The following is a 19399-nucleotide window of genomic DNA, read 5'->3' on the forward strand; positions in this document are numbered from 1 at the left end:
CGCCAGCCATTTTTAGATTGTATTATGAAAGTTTGTATTGCGGAAAAACCTAGTGTAGCAAGGGATATCGCTGAAGTAATCGGCGCCAAACAGCGGAAAGACGGTTATTATGAAGGCAATGGTTACCAAGTTACGTGGACCTTTGGGCATTTCTGTACCCTAAAAGAACCGCACGACTATTACGATCAATGGAAAATGTGGCGATTGGAAGATCTTCCCATGATTCCCTCCCACTTCGGAATTAAACTCATCGAGAATGCCGGTGTACAAAAACAATTCGGGATCATCGAAAACCTTGTGCAACAATGTGAAGAGGTGATCAACTGTGGTGATGCCGGGCAAGAAGGAGAATTGATCCAACGCTGGGTATTACTCAAAGCCAAATGCACCGCCCCCGTTAAACGCCTTTGGATTTCTTCCCTTACGGAAGAAGCTATCAAAAACGGTTTCCAACAACTCAAAGATGCTGAACAGTTTAACAACCTCTATGCAGCCGGGTCGGCCCGCGCCATTGGAGATTGGTTACTGGGTATGAATGCAACCCGCTTATTCACGAAGAAATTCGGGATGGGCAAAGTGGTGCTTTCTATCGGCCGCGTACAAACACCCACGTTGGCCATGATTGTTGCCCGCCAGAAAGAAATTAATGCGTTTAAGTCGGAAGACTATTGGGAGTTGAAAACACTTTACCGCGAAGTGGAGTTCACCGCTACGATCGAACGATTGAAAAGTCTTGATAAAGCACAAAAGGGCTTAGCGTACTTAAAGGAACATCCCTTTGAAGTAACCTCTTTCGAAAAGAAAGACGGTAAAGAAGGTAACCCTCGCCTATTCGATTTAACGGGCTTGCAAGTAGAAGCCAATAAGAAATTCGGTTATACAGCAGATGAAACGCTGAAACATATCCAAAATCTCTACGAGAAAAAACTGGTGACCTATCCCCGTGTAGATACCACCTACCTCTCCGAAGATTTACACCCCAAAATCGCCGGCATCTTAACAGATATGACGCCTTACAAAGCGCTTATTGCCCCGCTTTTGGAAAAGCCTATTCCCAAACTAAAAGCCGTATTCGACGACAAGAAAGTAACGGATCACCACGCCATCATTCCCACAGGCGTTTACCCTAGTTCCTTATCACTCGAAGAAAAACGCGTATACGACCTCGTTGCGCGCAGGTTCATTGCTGCCTTTTACCCGGAATGTAAAATTTCTACCACCACGGTATTTGGTAAAGTAGGCCAGGTAGAGTTTAAAGTTACCGGTAAACAAATCATAGAACCCGGTTGGAAAGAAGTGTACGCGAACGATCAACCTTCCAAAGACGAACCTACCGATGGTAAAAAAGAAGGGGAAGAAACGGAAGAGAAAACTTTACCACACTTCGTAGTAGGCGAAACAGGGCCTCATACCCCGAAAATTCACCAAGGCAAAACCACGCCTCCCAAACCTTTTACAGAAGCAACCTTGCTCCGCGCCATGGAAACGGCCGGTAAGCAAGTAGAAGATGAAGAGATGCGGGAATTGCTGAAAGATAACGGTATTGGCCGCCCCTCTACCCGCGCCAATATTATCGAAACCTTGTTCAAAAGAAGGTATATCGAGAAGAAAAAGAAGAACATCTTCGCTACACAAACAGGCATGGACCTCATTGATACCATTCAATCCGAATTACTGAAAAGCGCGGAACTAACGGGTACATGGGAGCGCAAACTCCGCCTCATCGAAAAAGGGGAATACCAAATGGAAACCTTTAAGCAGGAACTGATTACCATGGTTGTAGAACTTACTACCGAGGTGAAAAGCAATGCATACAAGGTAATTACCTTGGCACCGCCTACTCCTGTTGAGCCAGAAAAAGTGAAGAAAGAACCCAAGCCGAAGAAGGTAGTTGAAGTAGGTGCTTTACAATGCCCCAAATGCCAAACGCATGCCCTCAAAAAGGGGAATACGGCCTATGGCTGTGCCAACTTCCAAGTATGCGGGTTTAAGATTCCTTTTGAAGTATTTGGGAAGAAGTTAAATGAAAAACAAATTGCCGACCTCGTTACGAAGAAGAAAACAACAAAGTTGAAAGGCTTGCAAATCCCATCGCAGCCGAACCCTATCGACGGCAAAATTATCCTCGATGCGCAATTCCAATTACAAGTAGAACCCTAATTAGCGTTCACGGTAAATGTGCTGCACGCTTTTCTTATCGGCAATAATGGCTTGCGTGGCCATTTGATAGAATAGCGACGTTTCCAATACACCGGGAATCGCTTTTAGGCTTGTGTTGATCATGCCTACAGCGGGCATCGATTCGAAGTAAATATCGATTAATGCATTCCCATGCTCTGTAATCACGGCACCATCTTTCTTATTGCTTAGACGCAAGATAGCTTTTGCGTTGGGCCATAGTTGGAGGATTTGTTGTTGCACAAAGAAGATCGCTTCTTGTAGCACTTCTATTACCACCGGTACATTTACGAGTAATTGGGGTACGAACTTCGATCCGTCACCAATTAAAATAAAATCACGGGCCATAGCCGCTAATAATTTTTCGCGTGTATGAATACCACCGCCGCTTTTTAAGGCATTCAACGATTGGTCGAACAAATCACATCCATCGAAATAAATATCCAAGTAAGTCGTAACACTAATTGCCTGCGTTTTTATTTGATGGGCTTGCAATAGTTGCTGCGTATTGAAAGAAGAGGTGACCGCCGTAATGGAACGTGCTAAGTTCTCGTCGAGCTTAATCTTCTCGATCAAGTGTGCAATGGTGCTACCTGCGCCGAAACCTACCAGCATACCAGGTTGCACGAGTTGATAGGCCGCTGCTGCTGCTTTTTGTTTCAAGTCTTCCATGGTATAAAATTACATAAAAAAAGCTAGGTCATAGACATGACCTAGCGTACACATTAACACTTATAATTCAACATCATCAACCTCCTCCGAGTGCCCTGTACAATTGTACGAGGCCTTGGAACACTTGTCGACGGGTGTTTATCATTGTAAGTTCTGCTTCCAATACGCTTTTCTGCGCGGTAATGACTTCTAAGTACGAAGCATACCCGGTAGAATACAGCGTATTTGCTGTAGATACAGCGTTCTGCAAAACCATTACTTCTTGTTGTTTCAACTTGAAGGCTTCTTGCTGGTTCGACACCTTGTTCAATTGCGTAGCCACCTCTTGGTAACTGTTTACAATTGTTTGTTGGTAACCATAATACATAGCGAAAGCATTTGCTTTTTGCTGGTTGAAGTTGCCTTTCAGTTGTTTTTGATTGAAAATCGGCGCTGTTAATCCGCCCAATACGCCCCATGCTAACGATGCCGGGGTTTGGAATAGTACCTCTGGTCGGAATGCATTAAAGCCCACGTAAGGTGTAATACTTAACGATGGTAAGAATGCCAGCCTAGCAGCGTTTACGTCGGCCTTGGCCGCTTTCAATTGCCACTCCGCTTGTTGAATATCCGGCCTATTAAGTAATAAACTGGCCGGGATGCCTTGTTGCAAAGTGGGTAAGGTAGATTGCTGTACCGACAACTTGCTACGTGTAATTGTTCGTGGCAACCTGCCTAGCAAAGCATTTAATTGGTTTTCCAGCGCTGTAATTTCTTGCAGCACGTTATACTCCAATGCTTTTGTACTTAATAGCTGCGCTTGGAATTGCTGTACCGCCAATTCTGTAGCACGGCCACCGGCCTTTTGAATATGTACCGTTGCCAAAGCAGCATCTTGTAGCTTTACGTTACTTCGAATAATCTCTAGTTCATTATCGAGCGCTTGGAGTTCGTAGTAGATATTCATAATCCCGGCTACTACTTGCGTTTGCAATAAACGGCGACCTTCTTGCGTGGCAAAGAACTGCGCTATGGCGCTTTGTTTCTTTTGCTTGATCTTTCCCCAGATATCTACTTCCCACGAACTGCGGATGCCTAAGAAATAATCGGGTGTATGCGGGGTTGGGATACGTTGTTTCTCGTTGATATTGGGTGAAAGATTGGTATCGTAGTTACCTACGCCATTCAACGTATAATCGCCATAACGATCCACCCCTGCACTGGCTACAGCATTCACCGTAGGCAACCAAGCGTTCTTCGCGATCATCATATTCGCGGAGGCCGCTTGCAAGCGTTGCGTAGCTGCTATCAGGTCGAAATTGTTTTGTAGCGCTGTATCGATGAGATGTTTTAAATGTTCATCTTGAAAAATGGAATCGAACGAGGCGAGCGATAATGTATCGCGCGACGCGGTTTCGATTGCCAATGCCGTATTGTTTTCCGGCAAAGTGAATGAACGTTTTTGTGTTTGGCAGGATGCGAGCAGTACACCGCTCGCTGCCAATGCCCATGAAATATTTTTAGTGCGTTGCTTCATGTTTTGTTACTTTAATTTCTTGCGGTTTTTGTTTCACCATCGATGCAAAAAGTACATAGAGGCCCGGGATAATAATCACCCCGAAAATTGTACCCACCAACATACCACCGGCAGCTGCTGTACCAATAGAACGGTTACCCATAGCGCCCGCACCTGTAGCTATACACAATGGTATCAAACCGGCAATAAACGCGAAGGAGGTCATCAAAATCGGGCGCAAACGCGATACTGCACCTTGCTTTGCGGCTTCTAATACCGACAAGCCCTGCTTGTTCTTTAATATCGCGAACTCTACTACGAGGATGGCATTCTTACCCAGCAAACCAATTAACATGACCAAGGCAACCTGCGCGTAAATGTTATTCTCCAAGCCCATCAATTTCAACGATAAGAAAGCACCGAAAATACCGGCAGGCAAGGAAAGAATTACCGGCAACGGCAATAAGAAACTTTCGTACTGAGCCGCCAACAATAAGTAAATAAACACCAAGCAAATAAGGAAGATATATACGGCTTGGTTACCCGATAGAATTTGCTCACGCGTCATACCACTCCATTCAATTGTATAACCACGCGATAAGCTTTCTTTTGCTACCTTCTCTACCGCTGCAATTGCTTGGCTGGAAGAATATCCCGGCGCGGCATCACCGTTAATCATGGCCGCTGTATACATGTTGTAGCGGGTTAATTGTTCTGGCCCGTATACGCGTACCAGTTTAATGAAATCGGCATACGATACCATTTCGCCACGGTCGTTCTTCACATGCAACTTCAACAAGTCCTCCGGCTTTGTTCTGTAACGAGGATCGGCTTGCACCATTACCTTGTACATTTGCCCGAAGCGGATGAAGTTAGATGCATAGAAGCTACCCATGAGGGTTTGTAGATTGCTCATGGCATTGTCTACACTCACCCCTTTCTTCGCCGCCATTTGTTGATCTAAGTGAATCATGTATTGCGGGAAGCTGGCATCGAAGCTGGTGAATGCACTACCAATTACAGGATCGGCTTTCAGTGCATCGATGAATTTATTGGTTTGAGCGGCTGTTTGTTCTAAATCGCCCGTACCGCTTTTATCGAGTAAACGTAATTCGAAACCACTACTGTTACCGAAGCCCGGTACGGTGGGTGGTGGGAAAAATTCGATCGTAGCATCGCTGATATTCTTTGTTTGTTCTTGCAAACGGGCAATGATATCGTTCACAGAGGCTTTCCTTTCTTTCCATGCTTTCAAGTTCACCATACCCATACCATAGGAAGCACCCGCTACCTCGTTCACCAAGCTATAACCGGCTAAGATAGACACGGATTCTACCTCATCCATTTTATCGGCGATTTGTTGGATTTCGTCGAGTACAGCCTCGGTACGTTCAACGGTTGCACCTTGCGGGGTGGTTACGTTCACGTAGATCATACCTTGGTCTTCCGTAGGAATAAAGCCACCAGGTAAAATGGCACTCATACCGTATGTGGCAACGAAGAATCCTACTAAGCAGAGCAACGTAATTATTCGCCTTCCTGCAATAGCACCAATTAACTTCGCATACTTGCTTTCTGTTTTGTTATAACCACGGTTGAAGCTGTTGAAGAATTTCTGCAACCAACCTTTTTTCTCGCCTGTATTGTGCTTCAACATAATGGCACATAAAGCCGGCGTTAACGTCACGGCGTTTATACCAGAAATCACAATCGCGATGGCCAGCGTTAAGGAGAACTGGCGATAGAATACACCCACTGGGCCAGATAAGAAAGCCACCGGGATAAACACAGCCGACATTACCAAGGTAATAGCTACCAAGGCACCACTGATCTCGCGCATGGCAGCAATCGTGGCTTCCATAGGGCCCATATGTTCTTCGCTCATCTTCACATGGACGGCCTCCACCACCACAATCGCGTTATCTACTACAATACCAATGGCCAGTACAAGGGCAAACAAGGTGAGCAAGTTGATGGAGAAGCCCATCATTTGCATAAACGCCAAGGTACCAATCAAGGCCACAGGTACGGCGAGTGCTGGGATTAAAGTAGATCTAAAGTCTTGTAGGAAGATGAATACCACCAAGAACACCAGCAAGAAAGCTTCGAACAATGTTTTAATTACGCTCGAAATGGAGGCTTCTAAGAAGCGGGATACGTCGTAATTGAAATTGTACGTCATACCCGGCGGGAACGACGTTGCTTTCATTTCTTCCATCTTCAACTTCACATTTTCAATTACTTCTTGTGCATTCGATCCTGGGCGTTGTTTCAACATAATAGAAGCGGAAGGCTTACCATCTGTTTTCGACACCATGCTATACGTGAGGGAGCCAAATTCTACGTCTGCTACATCTTTCAATAATAAAATTGATCCATCGGCGCCTGCACGCACAACAATCTCTTCGTATTGTTTCGGTTCGAAGAACTTACCTGTATAGCGTAATACGTATTGTTGCAAGTTGGGATCTTTATCGGAGCTCTCCCCTGTTTTACCGGGAGCCGCTTCAATGTTCTGCCTGCGAATAGCGGCAATAACTTCATCCGAAGAAACATTCAAGGCCAACATACGATCAGGTTTCAGCCAAACACGCATGGCGTATTCTTTTGCACCCATGATTTCAGCACGCCCTACCCCATCAATCCTCTTTAACTCTTGTAATACGTTAATATCGGCGAAGTTGTAAATGAATTGTTCATCGAGATTTTCATCGTCGCTCATCACGTTTAAGTAGAGCAACATACTATTCACCTCTTTCTCGGTAGTTACCCCGCTTTTGATTACTTCTTCCGGTAACTCATCGATAATGGTAGCCACCCGGTTTTGTACGTTCACGGCGGCTTGATCGGGATCGGTACCTACTTCGAAGAATACTTGGATAACGGTGATACCGTCGTTACTGGAAACCGACGACATGTACGTCATACCCGGCACCCCGTTAATCGCTCTTTCCAGTGGCGTAGCAACGGCTTTCACACACACTTCGGCATTCGCACCGGTATACTTCGCAGTAACGGTTACAGAAGGCGGTACAATGTCGGGGAATTGCGTAATAGGGAGCGTGAATAACGCTAACAACCCTAGCAATGTGATAATAAGAGATATAACCAGTGACAGCACCGGTCGTTTTATAAACGTTTCAAACATCGAAAAAATAAATTCAGTGAAATAAAATCATTACATGCGCAACAATGAATCGATCGGCACCATCCGCGGTTGAATTAACATACCATCGCGGATACTTTGCACGCCTTCAGATACAACTTTTTCGCCTGGTGCTAAGCCATCTTGTACGATGTAGCATTGCGCCATGCGGGAGAGCGGCACGAAGTTTTTCATTTTCACTTTATTATCCTTTCCTACTACGAAAACGTAGTTTTTATCTTGCATCTCGAACACGGCTTTACCGGGTACTAATACGGCATCTTCTACTTCACTGGTAAGCATTACTTTACCGCTGGCCCCGTGTTTCAAGAGTTTTTTCGGGTTCGGGAATTTCGCACGGAAGGCAATGGAACCGGTGTTCTCTTCGAACTCACCTTCTATGGTTTCGATTTTACCGGGGAAATCGTAATCTGTTCCATCGGCCAATACAAGGCGCACGTTTTCATATTCGTGTTTATGATTGTCGATAGCATTTTTATATGACAAATATTCTGTTTCACTTACGTTGAAGTACGCGTATACATTCGCAACATCGGAGATAGTAGTGAACAAGGCACCTTCTGTTATTAAACTACCTTTCTTCAAAGGAATACGATCGATTACACCGTTAAATGGAGCGCGGATGGTGGTGTATTGTAACCTGTTTTCCGCGGCATGTAAGCTAGAGCGGGCTTCATCAGTTTTGGCTTCGGCGGCGGCTAGGCGAGCTTTAGCTACTTCTAGTTCCGAAGCGGCTACTACTTTCTTTTCTACGAGTAGTTTCACACGGTCTACTTCTAAGGCCGCGCCTTTTGCTTCTGCGATTACGCTACTGAGGATAGCGCGTGCTTTGGCTACTTCTGCTTTAAATTCTTCGTCGCTAATGCTGAAAAGAATTTGGCCTTTCTTTACTTCATCGCCCTCGTCGACATGTATGGCATCTAAGAAACCGTTTACTCTCGCGCGGATTTCAACGTTTTGTTGCGCTTCGATGCCTGTTACATAGGAACGGTGCATGGTGGTATCTTTTGCTTTAAGTTCTGTTACCGGCAAAGTTTTAGCGGTAGCATCCGCGTTATTATTAGCTTTAGTGGCGCAACCGGCCATAGCAATAGCTGCCAGTGATATATAGATCGCTGAATGAATTTGCATAACAATAGTGTTCTGGTTCCGCTCTGCAACGGAACAAGTTAAAAAGGAAAGTCAATACGCTGCCGCAACACACGGCGCACGTTTGTTGAATTAAATGAAATGTGTTTGTGAAAAATTAAATAAGGAGCATAAATACCTATCAGAATGGATAGAGCCTAAAGAGGAAATTGTAATAAGCAGGCAGAAACGCGCGGTGACGGCTATATTCGCCTGTTTTATTGACAGGTATTAAGTTTTGTTGTTCGTGGATGCAGTTGAAATAAAACGCAATCGGTGTAGCGAGATTGAGTTGTTTATTGACTTGATTAACGAAGTAACGAAGTTTATTCCTGCGTGGTTTGTAGGGTTTTACTAGTTCGATGGCATCTTGTGGTGCATCGTCTTGTTCCAGCAAGTCCATCTTTTCGGCTAATAGCGAATTGGGATGGGGTGCTGAAGCGTTGAGTGGATATGATTCTAAATCATGCACATCGATGCACACCGGCTGGTACGAAGCCCAAGCCGCTGTTACACCCGCTGCTATTTGAATCATCAAAAACAGCAAGCAGATCGTCCATCGTTTGATATGTTTAACACTTACTTGCATGAATCCACAAAAATAATCGTTGCAACCCAGTATTCAAAATTATAAAGTGAACAACGGTATTAAATAATGCATGAACGTGTTGTACATTTTAATGAATACTTGTTTTTATTGATGAAATCGAAAAGAAAAATAGCCATCCTTACAAAATAATCAAAACGAGCCACCACGTAGCCTTATCGGCATACATGACATATCAAATATCTACATTAAAAACGTAAAAAGTACCGTTACTATTTTAATATTTCATTAACAAGTTTGCACCAAAAACATGATAAATTACCAAGTCTTCGCACTAATATTTTTATACATTTGTAGTTGAACTAAATCGAAACCAAATGATGAAATCTCTCTTCATGACCATCTTGGTTACTAGCACCATTACAATCTCGGCGAACGCGCAATCCCAACAACGTAGCGGCTTATACCTAACCGTGGAAGATTATGTAAATGCTCGTTTAAGTTATAAAGATGCGAAGATCAATGCCGATGTTGCCTTTCAACCCAAAGCTATTAAAGTAAACGGGGCCGATAAAGTTAGTCTCGACAAACACCAAGTGTACGGCTTTAAAGATGATAAAGGTACTTCGTACCGTTTCTTTAAAGAAGGTACGTATACGATTGTCGACACTACACATTTCGATCTCTACAAACGTACTGTCAACATCGAAAACGGCAAAGAACGTACGCGTGAAACTGTTTACTATTTCAGCACAAAACCTGGTGATGATGTATTGTTGTTAACGAAAGAAAATTTGAAGAAAGCTTTTCCTACAGATGAAAAGTTTCATGTGATGTTAGATATGCAGTTTAAGAATGATAAAGCGTTGCAACAGTTTGATAAAGCTGATAAGGTGTATAAGGTGAAGCAGTTGTACGCGGTGGCGAGGATGTAAAACTGATTTTTTAAATTTTATTTTTAAAAGGTTATCTCTTGATGAGGTAGCCTTTTTTTTGCCGGAGGCGTATTGTTGCCGGAGGCGAGCAATGCCGAAGGCGAGCGATAAATTATGTTTATTGTATAAATGATTTTTCATTCTAATTCTTAATCGCATTTATTCTTTTTATTTCAAATCCCGTTGTTACTTTCTTTGCTTCTCCAAAGAAAGTAACCAAAGAAAGGAGGACCAACGGCCAATTCACTTCGTGGCCGTTGGATCGGGGCTGTGATTTGGCTTTAGTACTACTGTGGTGAAGGGCGTTGGGATTTCTTTTTGGGGGAGCGATTGGGTTTATTTTAGAGTGACGAAGAAGGGGCGGTAATAAATAGTAGTAATAATCTTTCAAGAGGGTTGTGAAGATTGTGTTGGGGCTTTTTGAGGGGGGAATGGGGGGATTATTGAGTAGCTATAAGGGGGTGGTTATAAATAGAGGTAGTAATCTTTGAGGAGGTTGATGAAGGTGGGGGAATATTGGTTTTGTTCGTCTTTGATGATGAGGGTGTTGGTGATGGGTTGAGGGTGGGTGTTTCGGCTGAAGATCCCAACTGTTCTAAAATAACTGTGTTTGGGGCTTTGTTGTACATCTAGCCTATTGTGCAGGGTAAAGCCCATGGTGGTGGCTAAGGCTAAGAAGTCTTTGAAAGGTTCGTATGGTAGTAATACAGAGAATTCTCCATTAGGCAATAAATTATGATCAATAGCAGTCAACAAGGCTTTATAGCTCAGTGTGGTGGCGTGCATGGCTTGGTTGCGTAAATGATCGCTGCTTTTGAGGGCTTGTTCGTAAAAAGGGGGGTTAGTGATGATGAAGTCGTACTTATTGGGGGCTTCGAGGGCTTGAATATCAGATTGGATGATGTGTAGGCGATCATTCCAAGGAGATTCTGCGAAGTTGCCTTTTGCTTGTTCGTAAGCGTTTATGTCTAGTTCGACGGCATCGATGATGGCGGGGCTTTTTTGGGCTAGCATGAGGCTTAATAGGCCTGTTCCAGTGCCAATGTCGAGTATGCGGTGGATGTGGGGGGTGTTTTGAAGGTATTGGGCGGTGTAGGCCCCTTGGATGCAGGCATCGGTGCATACTTTCATCGCGCAACGGTCTTGGTGCACGGTGAATTGTTTGAAGGAGAAGTGTTGGTTACCCATTTTTATATGACTTAGCTGGCGAATTCGGCGCGGGCGCTTGGGATGGCGGTTAGGTCCGTGAAAGCGGCGGCTTCGTATTTGAAATGGGCTGTCATGGCAATCATGCCAGCATTGTCTGTGCAATATTCGAATTTCGGGATGTAGGTGTTCCAGCCGTGTTTTTCGCCGTATTCGGTGAGGGCTTTGCGCAAACCGGAGTTGGCGCTTACGCCACCGGCGATGGCTACTTCTTTGATGCCGGTTTCTTTTGTGGCCTTTACCAATTTATTCATCAAGATGGTGATGATGCGGTGTTGGATGGAGGCGCATATATCGGCCATATTTTCTTGTAAGAAACCTGGTTGGGCTTTCTCTTGTTGTTGTACGAAGTAGAGGATGGCGGTTTTTAAACCACTAAAGGAGAAATCGAGGCCTTGGATTTGTGGCTCCGGGAATTTAAACCTTGTGGGATCGCCTTGTTGGGCGTATTTATCGATTAATGGGCCACCAGGGTATGGCAAGCCTAATATTTTAGCAGTTTTATCGAAGGCTTCGCCTGCGGCGTCGTCGAGGGTTTCGCCGATAACTTTCATATCCAAGGCGCTGTTAACCTGCACAATTTGGGTATGACCACCAGATACGGTGAGGCACAGCATTGGGAAGCTCGGTTTCGGGTCTTCGATGAAGTTGGCGAGTACATGGGCTTGCATATGATGCACCCCAATCAGCGGAATATCCAAGGCAAGGGCCATGGCTTTTGCAAAGCAGGCACCTACCAACAACGAACCAATTAAACCGGGTGATTGTGTAAAAGCAATGGCACTCAGTTCACCTTTGGCTACGCCCGCCTTTTTCAAGGCTGCATCCACTACCGGCACAATATGCTCCTGGTGGGCACGCGATGCCAATTCTGGTACCACACCACCGTATTGCTCATGCACGGTCTGGTTCGCAATGATGTTGGATTTTACCTGCCCATCTACGATAACTGCGGCGCTTGTTTCGTCGCACGACGATTCTATTGCTAATATTTTCACTGCCATAAACGCCGCAAAGTTACGATAGTTCAAGCAAATTTTCACGTCTGCCTACCTTCCCCTTAAAACAAACAACCCGTCACTACAAGTAGAGACGGGTTGCGAATATATAGAAGGTAAACTAGTTAGTTACCTCTAATTGCTACTACAGGATCGAGCTTCGATGCCGAGTACGCGGGGATAAAACCGCTAATGATACCCATCACCACCGAGAATACCAAGCCTACTACGATATTCTTCACGGTTAAAGTAACCGTAAAGCCCGCCAAGGATACGAGGATGGTTAAACCAAAAATCATCACCAACCCAATTAAACCGCCAATCAAACAAAGAATGATCGACTCTAATAGGAATTCTTGCATGATGATACTACGTTTCGCCCCTATGGCCTTCTTCAAACCAATAATGTTGGTGCGTTCTTTCACCGTTACGAACATGATGTTGGCAATTCCAAAACAGCCCACTAACAAGGAGAATCCTGCAATTACCCCGCCTACTGTGTTCAGCAAGGTGAATATGCTGTTCAATTCTTTATCGGCGGCCGTAATCTCGTTCAAACTAAAATCATCTTCTTCTGCCGGTTCTAGTCTTCTTACAGCACGCATCACGCCCTGCATATCGTCTTTCATGGCATTTAAGGTTACACCCGGTTTACCGATCACCATTATCCATGGATCGCCATATCTACGTTCATCTACAATTTTTCGTAGGAACATATAGGGTAAAATGACAGTTGCATCGTTGTATACACTGGCATCGATGATGCCGGAGCCTTTGTATTTCAATAACCCGATAACAGCGCATTTGTGCCCTGCTACGTTCACATATTTGCCCACGATACTGGTTCCCGGCGGGAACAGTTGTTGCCAAATATCGGCACCCAATACCACTACATTCGCCCCATCTGAGCTTTCCCGCGGGGTGAAGTAACGACCTTGCTCAATTTCAACGGTTTGCACCTTGTCGAAATCGTAGGTAACACCTAATAAATTTACGTTATCGATGTAATCGGAGCCGTATTCTACTCTCCTATTATTCACTTGTGAAAGGAAGGCTGCATGTTCCACCGTTTTAGCACGGTCTTCTACCATTTTCAATTCTTGGTAGCGAGGTTCAGGGCGGTTAACGAACTTCCACCACGGGAAATCTGGACCGCCATCCCAAGGCCATTTCTGGATAAAGATCACGTTAGTGCCAAGGCTGGCCAATTGGTTACGGATATTGGTTTCCAAGCTGTCGGTTGCCGTTCTCACAGCAATGATACAGAAGATACCAATGGTAATGCCTAAAAGGGATAGGAACGTTCGAAGTTTGTTCATGCGCAACTCTTGCAACGCCATCTTCAAACTATTCCATAAAATTTTCACGGTAGAAAGCATGAACCAAATTTAATGTATATAACGAATTTTTGTATTTATTTCTGGCTGAATGGTTAGGAAATAAGATTGTTGGTTATCTCCTTCCTTCCACAGCTAAAATAGAGAAGTGCTGCGTAGTTTACAAGGTAATTCGTACCTTTGCAGCCATTTTCCGATTATGAAGTACCAAAACGAGATTAATAAAAGAAAAACATTTGCCATTATCGCGCACCCGGATGCCGGTAAAACAACGCTGACGGAGAAGTTTCTCCTCTTCGGTGGTGCCATCCAAACCGCCGGTGCCGTTAAAAGCAATAAGATTAAAAAACATACCACTTCCGATTTCATGGAAATTGAACGTCAACGTGGTATCTCCGTGGCAACTTCGGTAATGACGTTCGAGTACCGCGACACCCTCGTGAACTTGTTGGATACCCCGGGTCACAAAGACTTCGCTGAAGATACCTACCGTACACTTACGGCGGTAGATAGCGTTGTGTTGGTAATCGACTGTGTAAAAGGGGTAGAAGAACAAACCGAGAAACTCATGGAAGTATGCCGCATGCGCGACACTCCCGTGATTATTTTCGTGAACAAGATGGACCGCGATGGTAAATACCCATTCGATCTACTCGATGAATTAGAAGAAAAATTAAACATCAAAGTACGTCCTTTAAGCTGGCCTATTAACATGGGTAAAGACTTCAAAGGGGTATACAACCTATACAACAAAAGCTACGTTTCCTTCTCTGCCAACAAAAAAGCAACCGACGATGATATCGTACCGTTAGCCGATTTAAGCAGCAGCTTTGTTGACGAAAACTTCAACGAAAAGGACGCAGAACAACTCCGTAACGATGTAGAATTAATCGAAGGCGTTTACGATACATTCGACAATACCGACTACCTCCAAGGTAAAATGGCACCCGTATTCTTCGGTTCTGCTGTAAATAACTTCGGTGTGAAAGATTTGCTTGATACGTTCGTAGAAATTGCCCCTACTCCACGCGATAGACCGTCTAGCAATAGAGAGGTTTCTCCGTACGAAGACAAGTTCTCTGGCTTTATCTTTAAAATCCACGCGAACTTAGACCCTCGTCACCGTGATAGGATTGCCTTCTTGCGTATTTGCGCAGGTAAATTCGAACGTAATAAGTTCTACCACCACGTACGCCTCGATAAAGATGTACGTTTCAGCAACCCTTACACCTTCTTAGCCCGCGAGAAAAACGTGGTAGACGATGCCTACCCTGGCGACGTAGTAGGTTTGTTCGATACCGGTAACTTCAAAATTGGTGATACTTTAACCGAGGGCGAAGATTTTTACTTCACCGGTATTCCTAGCTTCTCTCCAGAGTTGTTTAAAGAATTGGTGAACAAAGACCCCATGAAAACAAAACAATTGGAGAAAGGTATTCGCCAGTTAACAGACGAAGGTGTTGCCCAGTTGTTTACGCAACACGGTGGTAACCGTAAGATTATTGGTTGCGTGGGTGATCTCCAGTTCGAAGTAATTCAATACCGTTTGTTACAGGAATATGGTGCGGCTTGCCAGTTCAACACGTTGCCTTACTACAAGGCGTGTTGGATTACAGGTCCTAAGCAAAAAATCGAAGATTTCATCCGCTTTAAAGGATCGAATATCGTGGAAGATAAAGATGGTCACCTCGTATACTTAGCACAATCTGAGTGGTATTTAAATACCGAGCGTACGAATAACCCGGAAATAGAATTCCATTTCACTTCCGAAATTCACAAATAAGCACAACACAACTAAAAAACAAATAAAGGCCAATTGGGATCATCCCGGTTGGCCTTCTTTTTTGGCCCTATGCGAGCCTTTCAACGAATTATACAAATAAAAAAACCGCAGCTATGAGTAGCCGCGGTTGTTTGGTACGTCCAACTCAATTATCGCTTGATAGTTAAATCCTTGTTGGCCGCAGCAAACGCTTTCAACGTAGTGTTGATTTCTGTTTCTAACGCTGCGCCTGCAATTTCTTTATTAAGAGCTTTCTTTTCCAGGGTGTTCATTACGCTGTAAAGAGATTTGTCGTTCACTTTTCTCTCCAATGTAATGGTGTTGTTTTCGCCGTACAATTTCTCCCAGCCTCTGCGTACTAAAGCCCAGAATTGTTGGTTATTCTGCCACCAATCTTTCGCTTTTTGGCATTTACTTTCTTCTACACGGCGGTACGAGTTCACGCCTTTTTCACCAACGATGGTTACATCTTTTTCACCGTCTTTACGTACTACTTTCAAATTGTCTTGCTCGTGTACAGAACCCCAGTTGGTAATTTCGTGGTGGTTAGTGCGTGTTAACACGTTGTAGTCGTTACGGGTGGTGTATTCACGACGAGGCAAAGGAGCGTCCGACGTGCTTTCCCAGTAATGTCTACCATCGGCATGTACCCAAGTAGCAGAACCTTCGTAGCGGGGTTCATCGTCTACACCGAACACCTTTTGTGTCCACTGGCCTTTAACATCTGCAGCGGGTAAGGTGATATTTTTCCATTGTTGGTCTTTGTTATATACCAACAAATTCCTGTTTTCGTATTGCCAATCTTCCGTCCAATGTTTAATTACTTCGCCACCTGCCAGCAACAAGTGCTGCAAGATGATACGGTTGTTCTTGTCTTCCACTACGGTTACATATTCTAATGCACCGTCGGTTTTGTGGTAGCCTTTTGGCTTGTAATTAGAATCGGTAGGGAATGTTTCCGTGTATTCGAAGGTAACATCCATGCAACCGCACATATTCTTAATCGCCGCCTTATCTTGCGCCAACTTATCTTTTTGTTGGGCAAAAGCACCTACCGCCATAAAGGCTGTAGCGAGGGTGAGGATTGATGTTTTGTTCATAGCGTAATTGAGTGTGTTTTTTATAGAAAGAGAATCGTACTTGTTATCGTGTTACAATGAGTTTTGGAGCGAACTGGATGAAATACCGTGTTGCTTTCTACCGGCGGCATAGGGTATCAATAGGATAGTAATGTATTGTATGTATTATTTGAAGTTGACGGAACCATTCGGTTGGTATACATAACGGAAGTTCAACAACCTAGCTTGTTCTGTACCGGTTGGTGCAGCCGGTGCATCTTTGTAGTAACTGAAAATTTCAATTTTCGCGTAGTTGTTGTTGGTCGTTTTCAACATAATTACTTTACCAGGGATCGCGGTTACGATGTGGGTCATGAAGTTATAGTTGTACCAAGCTTTCGCCACTTTTACAGCTGTTGAATCCGTTGCATAACCTGTTGTTGGTGCTGTAGTTAAGTTGGCGAATACACCTGTTACAAATTGTGCTTGTGTTTTACCAGGACCGCTAACGCCACCGTTTACAATCACGTTCAACGCTTGGAAACCAATATCCCATTTAGTAGTTGCTGAATCGCTGTTAGGGATGATTTTATTTTCAGACAAGCTATACAAGGTGAACTTACCTGTGCTGGCGGTGTCGATGTTTAAGTTTGTTACGGTGGTTGATAGGATCTGAGGTGCAGGTGTATCATTTTCATCACTGCTACATGCTGTAAATCCTGCTACTGCTGCTAATACGCCTACAAAAAATAATTGCTTTTTCATTGTTATAGAGTCGATTTGTTATTTGTTATGGTTGTGTTGAAATGTGTATGTTAGCGCGATAGCATAAATTCTACCTGGTAAAGCAGCAATGCGTTGCGCATCTGTATGGTTGAGGATGTTCTCTACCGCTCCTTGTACCCTGAATTTTTCATCCCACAATGTTTTAGCCACCGAAAAATTCAATAGTGTGTACCCTTTCACAAACTCGTTCTCCATATCTGGTACATTGTTGCCATTTAAATCGGTAAACCCGTATTTACTTCTATACACTGCACGGGCGGTTACATCTAATCCCAGTGCAGGGTTGACATACATCAACTTTAAGTTGGCGGCATGATGGGAGCGATTAAACAGCCCGAAATAATCGCGGCGCGAAAGTGCACGGGTCTCGTGCGTAGCGGGATCCACGGTAAATACTTCGTTTCTTTTTACTTTCTTGAGCTGGTCATTATCAATCGCTTGTAAGTATTGATAGCCGCCCGCCACCTGCCAATTTCTTGAGATCGTTTGTTTCCATTCTACTTCTACGCCGTAAGTAGTTACTTGGTTAACGTTGATATAGCTGAAAACACTTTGGTTATTCGTTTTTACAGCCACTGCGCGGGTATCAATTAAGTTCTTTACACTGTTATAAAAGAAATTCACCGACGCGTTGCTGTTTTTAATTGGGTTTGCTTGTAAGCCTATGTTGTACGACCATGAACTTTCTGCATCTAAATTCTTCAACTTGCTTAAGTCGTACGTTACGGCTTGTATTTGCCCTGCTGCCTGCATTTCTCCAATAATATCGGAAGCCAGTTTCGTTCCTACCACTGTGTAACCCACGGCGGCATTATTAAAGTGGAGATACAACTGCCTAAAATCTGGCGCCCTATAGCCCCTACCCGCACTGGCCATTACTTTGTACCGTTCATTAATTTGATACGATATAGAAGCTTTTGGGCTTATTTGCGACGGGTATTGATTATGCGTATCGAAACGTGCGCCTAATAATATGTTCCATGCGGCATTGGGTTTCCAATTTTCTTGTACAAACATATACCCTGTATTGAAGGCCATTTTATCGTCGTACCGTGTTGCTGCTAACCCTTCGTGTACATAACCCGCACCGGCTGTAAGCGTATGTTGCGCGCGAATTTGCCAATCGAATTGATACTCTGGTTTGATGTACGATTGGGTGAAGAAAGATGCATCGTACACTTCTTTACTATTTCGGTATATCATGTTCTCGTTGGTATGATAGCGTGAATAGTAAATGCGTGCTTGGTGGGTAAAGTTGTTATTTACTTTATGACGAAGGTTGAAGGACAAGTTGCCGTCGTTTTCTTTTCCTTCGTCATCTACAATACCCTTAGTATCGTCGAAAAAGGTGTTATACTTTTGTGTGAAATACCTGCCGGAGATATTGGTTTGGATGCGCTCCGTCCAATCGTGCTGCCAGCGTAATTGGGTGGTAAGTGCTTTGAATGGCGCAACGGTGGGTGTAGTGCTACTCCCTAACGTGTAGCCGTCGGTATTGTAGTAGTTAGCATGCAACGACACCATCCCGTTTTTATAGGGTACTTTCGTACTACCATCTACGTTATACGTTCCATTCGAACCATACCTACCCGTAAAGCTGGTTATGCCTTCTCGCTTCTTTGCATTCGTGATAATATTAATTACACCCGCCATGGCATCGCTACCATATAAAGAAGAAACAGGCCCTTTAATAATCTCTATTCTTTCAATATTATTCACCGAAACACGCGATAAATCTAAGGTACCGGCTGTTCTACCAATTAATGGCTCACCGTCTAATAGAATCAAGGTATACGCCGACTCCAAACCTTGCATTTGGATGCCTTTACCATGGTTTTCGGTAATCATTAACCCTGTTTGTTCCACTAACACTTGTTGCAGTAACACGGCGCCCATGCGCTGTATCTCAGCTTTCTGAATGACGGTTACTGGAATTGGTACTTTCTTAATAGATTGCTCATTGCGTGTAGCCGTTACAACTACCTCTTGTAACGCTTGGTTTCGACTAATGGCCGAATCGATTTGTTGGGCAAAAAGGAGCCCTGGCCACGTAACGCAGCTAATGGCAATAATGTATTTAAACATTTTAATCTTCTCTCTTGTGAAATAT

Annotated in this window: 14 protein-coding genes; 3 read left to right on the plus strand and 11 right to left on the minus strand. The window is 44.1% G+C overall.

The features are described from left to right. Positions 1–24: 24 nt before the first annotated feature. Positions 25–2160, plus strand: a complete 2136-nt coding sequence (locus tag LX64_RS24220) for a DNA topoisomerase 3 (RefSeq protein ID WP_111600343.1) — start codon at positions 25–27, stop codon at positions 2158–2160. On the opposite strand, the gene rpiA is transcribed toward LX64_RS24220, so the two are convergent. The 5 genes from rpiA to LX64_RS24245 form a co-directional block, all read right to left on the minus strand. Next, entirely contained in the window at positions 2161–2850 is a 690-nt protein-coding gene (rpiA, locus tag LX64_RS24225; protein ID WP_111600290.1) for a ribose 5-phosphate isomerase A, read from the minus strand. It lies immediately after the preceding gene. Between the two features lie 76 nt (positions 2851–2926). Continuing rightward, positions 2927–4366, minus strand: a complete 1440-nt coding sequence (locus LX64_RS24230) for an efflux transporter outer membrane subunit (RefSeq protein WP_111600291.1) — start codon at positions 4364–4366, stop codon at positions 2927–2929. Then, entirely contained in the window at positions 4350–7493 is a 3144-nt protein-coding gene (locus tag LX64_RS24235; RefSeq protein ID WP_111600292.1) for an efflux RND transporter permease subunit, read from the minus strand. The genes LX64_RS24230 and LX64_RS24235 overlap by 17 nt, the downstream gene beginning before the upstream one ends. Before the next feature lie 30 nt (positions 7494–7523). Continuing rightward, positions 7524–8642 carry an efflux RND transporter periplasmic adaptor subunit gene (locus LX64_RS24240; protein WP_111600293.1) on the minus strand — a complete coding sequence of 373 codons (1119 nt, stop codon included), beginning with the start codon at positions 8640–8642 and terminating at the stop codon, positions 7524–7526. A 139-nt stretch (positions 8643–8781) separates the two neighbouring features. Continuing rightward, entirely contained in the window at positions 8782–9228 is a 447-nt protein-coding gene (locus LX64_RS24245) for a hypothetical protein (protein WP_148707444.1), read from the minus strand. A 335-nt stretch (positions 9229–9563) separates the two neighbouring features. On the opposite strand from LX64_RS24245, the gene LX64_RS24250 reads away from it, so the two are divergent. Further along, positions 9564–10121 (plus strand): hypothetical protein, encoded by a 558-nt coding sequence (locus LX64_RS24250; protein ID WP_111600295.1) that lies wholly within the window; start codon positions 9564–9566, stop codon positions 10119–10121. 465 nt (positions 10122–10586) lie between these two features. Here LX64_RS24250 and LX64_RS24255 read toward each other — a convergent pair whose 3' ends face one another. From LX64_RS24255 to LX64_RS24265, 3 genes are all read right to left on the minus strand, one after another. Beyond that, on the minus strand, positions 10587–11309 hold the full coding sequence (locus LX64_RS24255; protein ID WP_111600296.1) for a tRNA1(Val) (adenine(37)-N6)-methyltransferase: 723 nt from the start codon (positions 11307–11309) through the stop codon (positions 10587–10589). Positions 11310–11320: 11 nt separating this feature from the next. Further along, entirely contained in the window at positions 11321–12331 is a 1011-nt protein-coding gene (gene tsaD, locus LX64_RS24260; RefSeq protein WP_211324888.1) for a tRNA (adenosine(37)-N6)-threonylcarbamoyltransferase complex transferase subunit TsaD, read from the minus strand. Between the two features lie 119 nt (positions 12332–12450). Then, positions 12451–13704 (minus strand): ABC transporter permease, encoded by a 1254-nt coding sequence (locus tag LX64_RS24265; protein WP_111600297.1) that lies wholly within the window; start codon positions 13702–13704, stop codon positions 12451–12453. A gap of 157 nt (positions 13705–13861) precedes the next feature. On the opposite strand from LX64_RS24265, the gene LX64_RS24270 reads away from it, so the two are divergent. Further along, positions 13862–15445, plus strand: a complete 1584-nt coding sequence (locus LX64_RS24270; protein ID WP_111600298.1) for a peptide chain release factor 3 — start codon at positions 13862–13864, stop codon at positions 15443–15445. A 149-nt stretch (positions 15446–15594) separates the two neighbouring features. Here LX64_RS24270 and LX64_RS24275 read toward each other — a convergent pair whose 3' ends face one another. From LX64_RS24275 to LX64_RS24285, 3 genes are all read right to left on the minus strand, one after another. Next, positions 15595–16545, minus strand: a complete 951-nt coding sequence (locus LX64_RS24275) for a DUF6607 family protein (RefSeq protein ID WP_211324889.1) — start codon at positions 16543–16545, stop codon at positions 15595–15597. Positions 16546–16689: 144 nt separating this feature from the next. Then, a complete protein-coding gene (locus tag LX64_RS24280) occupies positions 16690–17268 on the minus strand; it encodes an HmuY family protein (RefSeq protein WP_111600299.1) in 579 nt (192 codons plus the stop codon). An 18-nt stretch (positions 17269–17286) separates the two neighbouring features. Further along, positions 17287–19374, minus strand: a complete 2088-nt coding sequence (locus tag LX64_RS24285) for a TonB-dependent receptor plug domain-containing protein (protein ID WP_111600300.1) — start codon at positions 19372–19374, stop codon at positions 17287–17289. Positions 19375–19399 lie beyond the last annotated feature (25 nt).

The organism is Chitinophaga skermanii (assembly GCF_003259335.1).
GTDB classification, from domain to species: domain Bacteria; phylum Bacteroidota; class Bacteroidia; order Chitinophagales; family Chitinophagaceae; genus Chitinophaga; species Chitinophaga skermanii.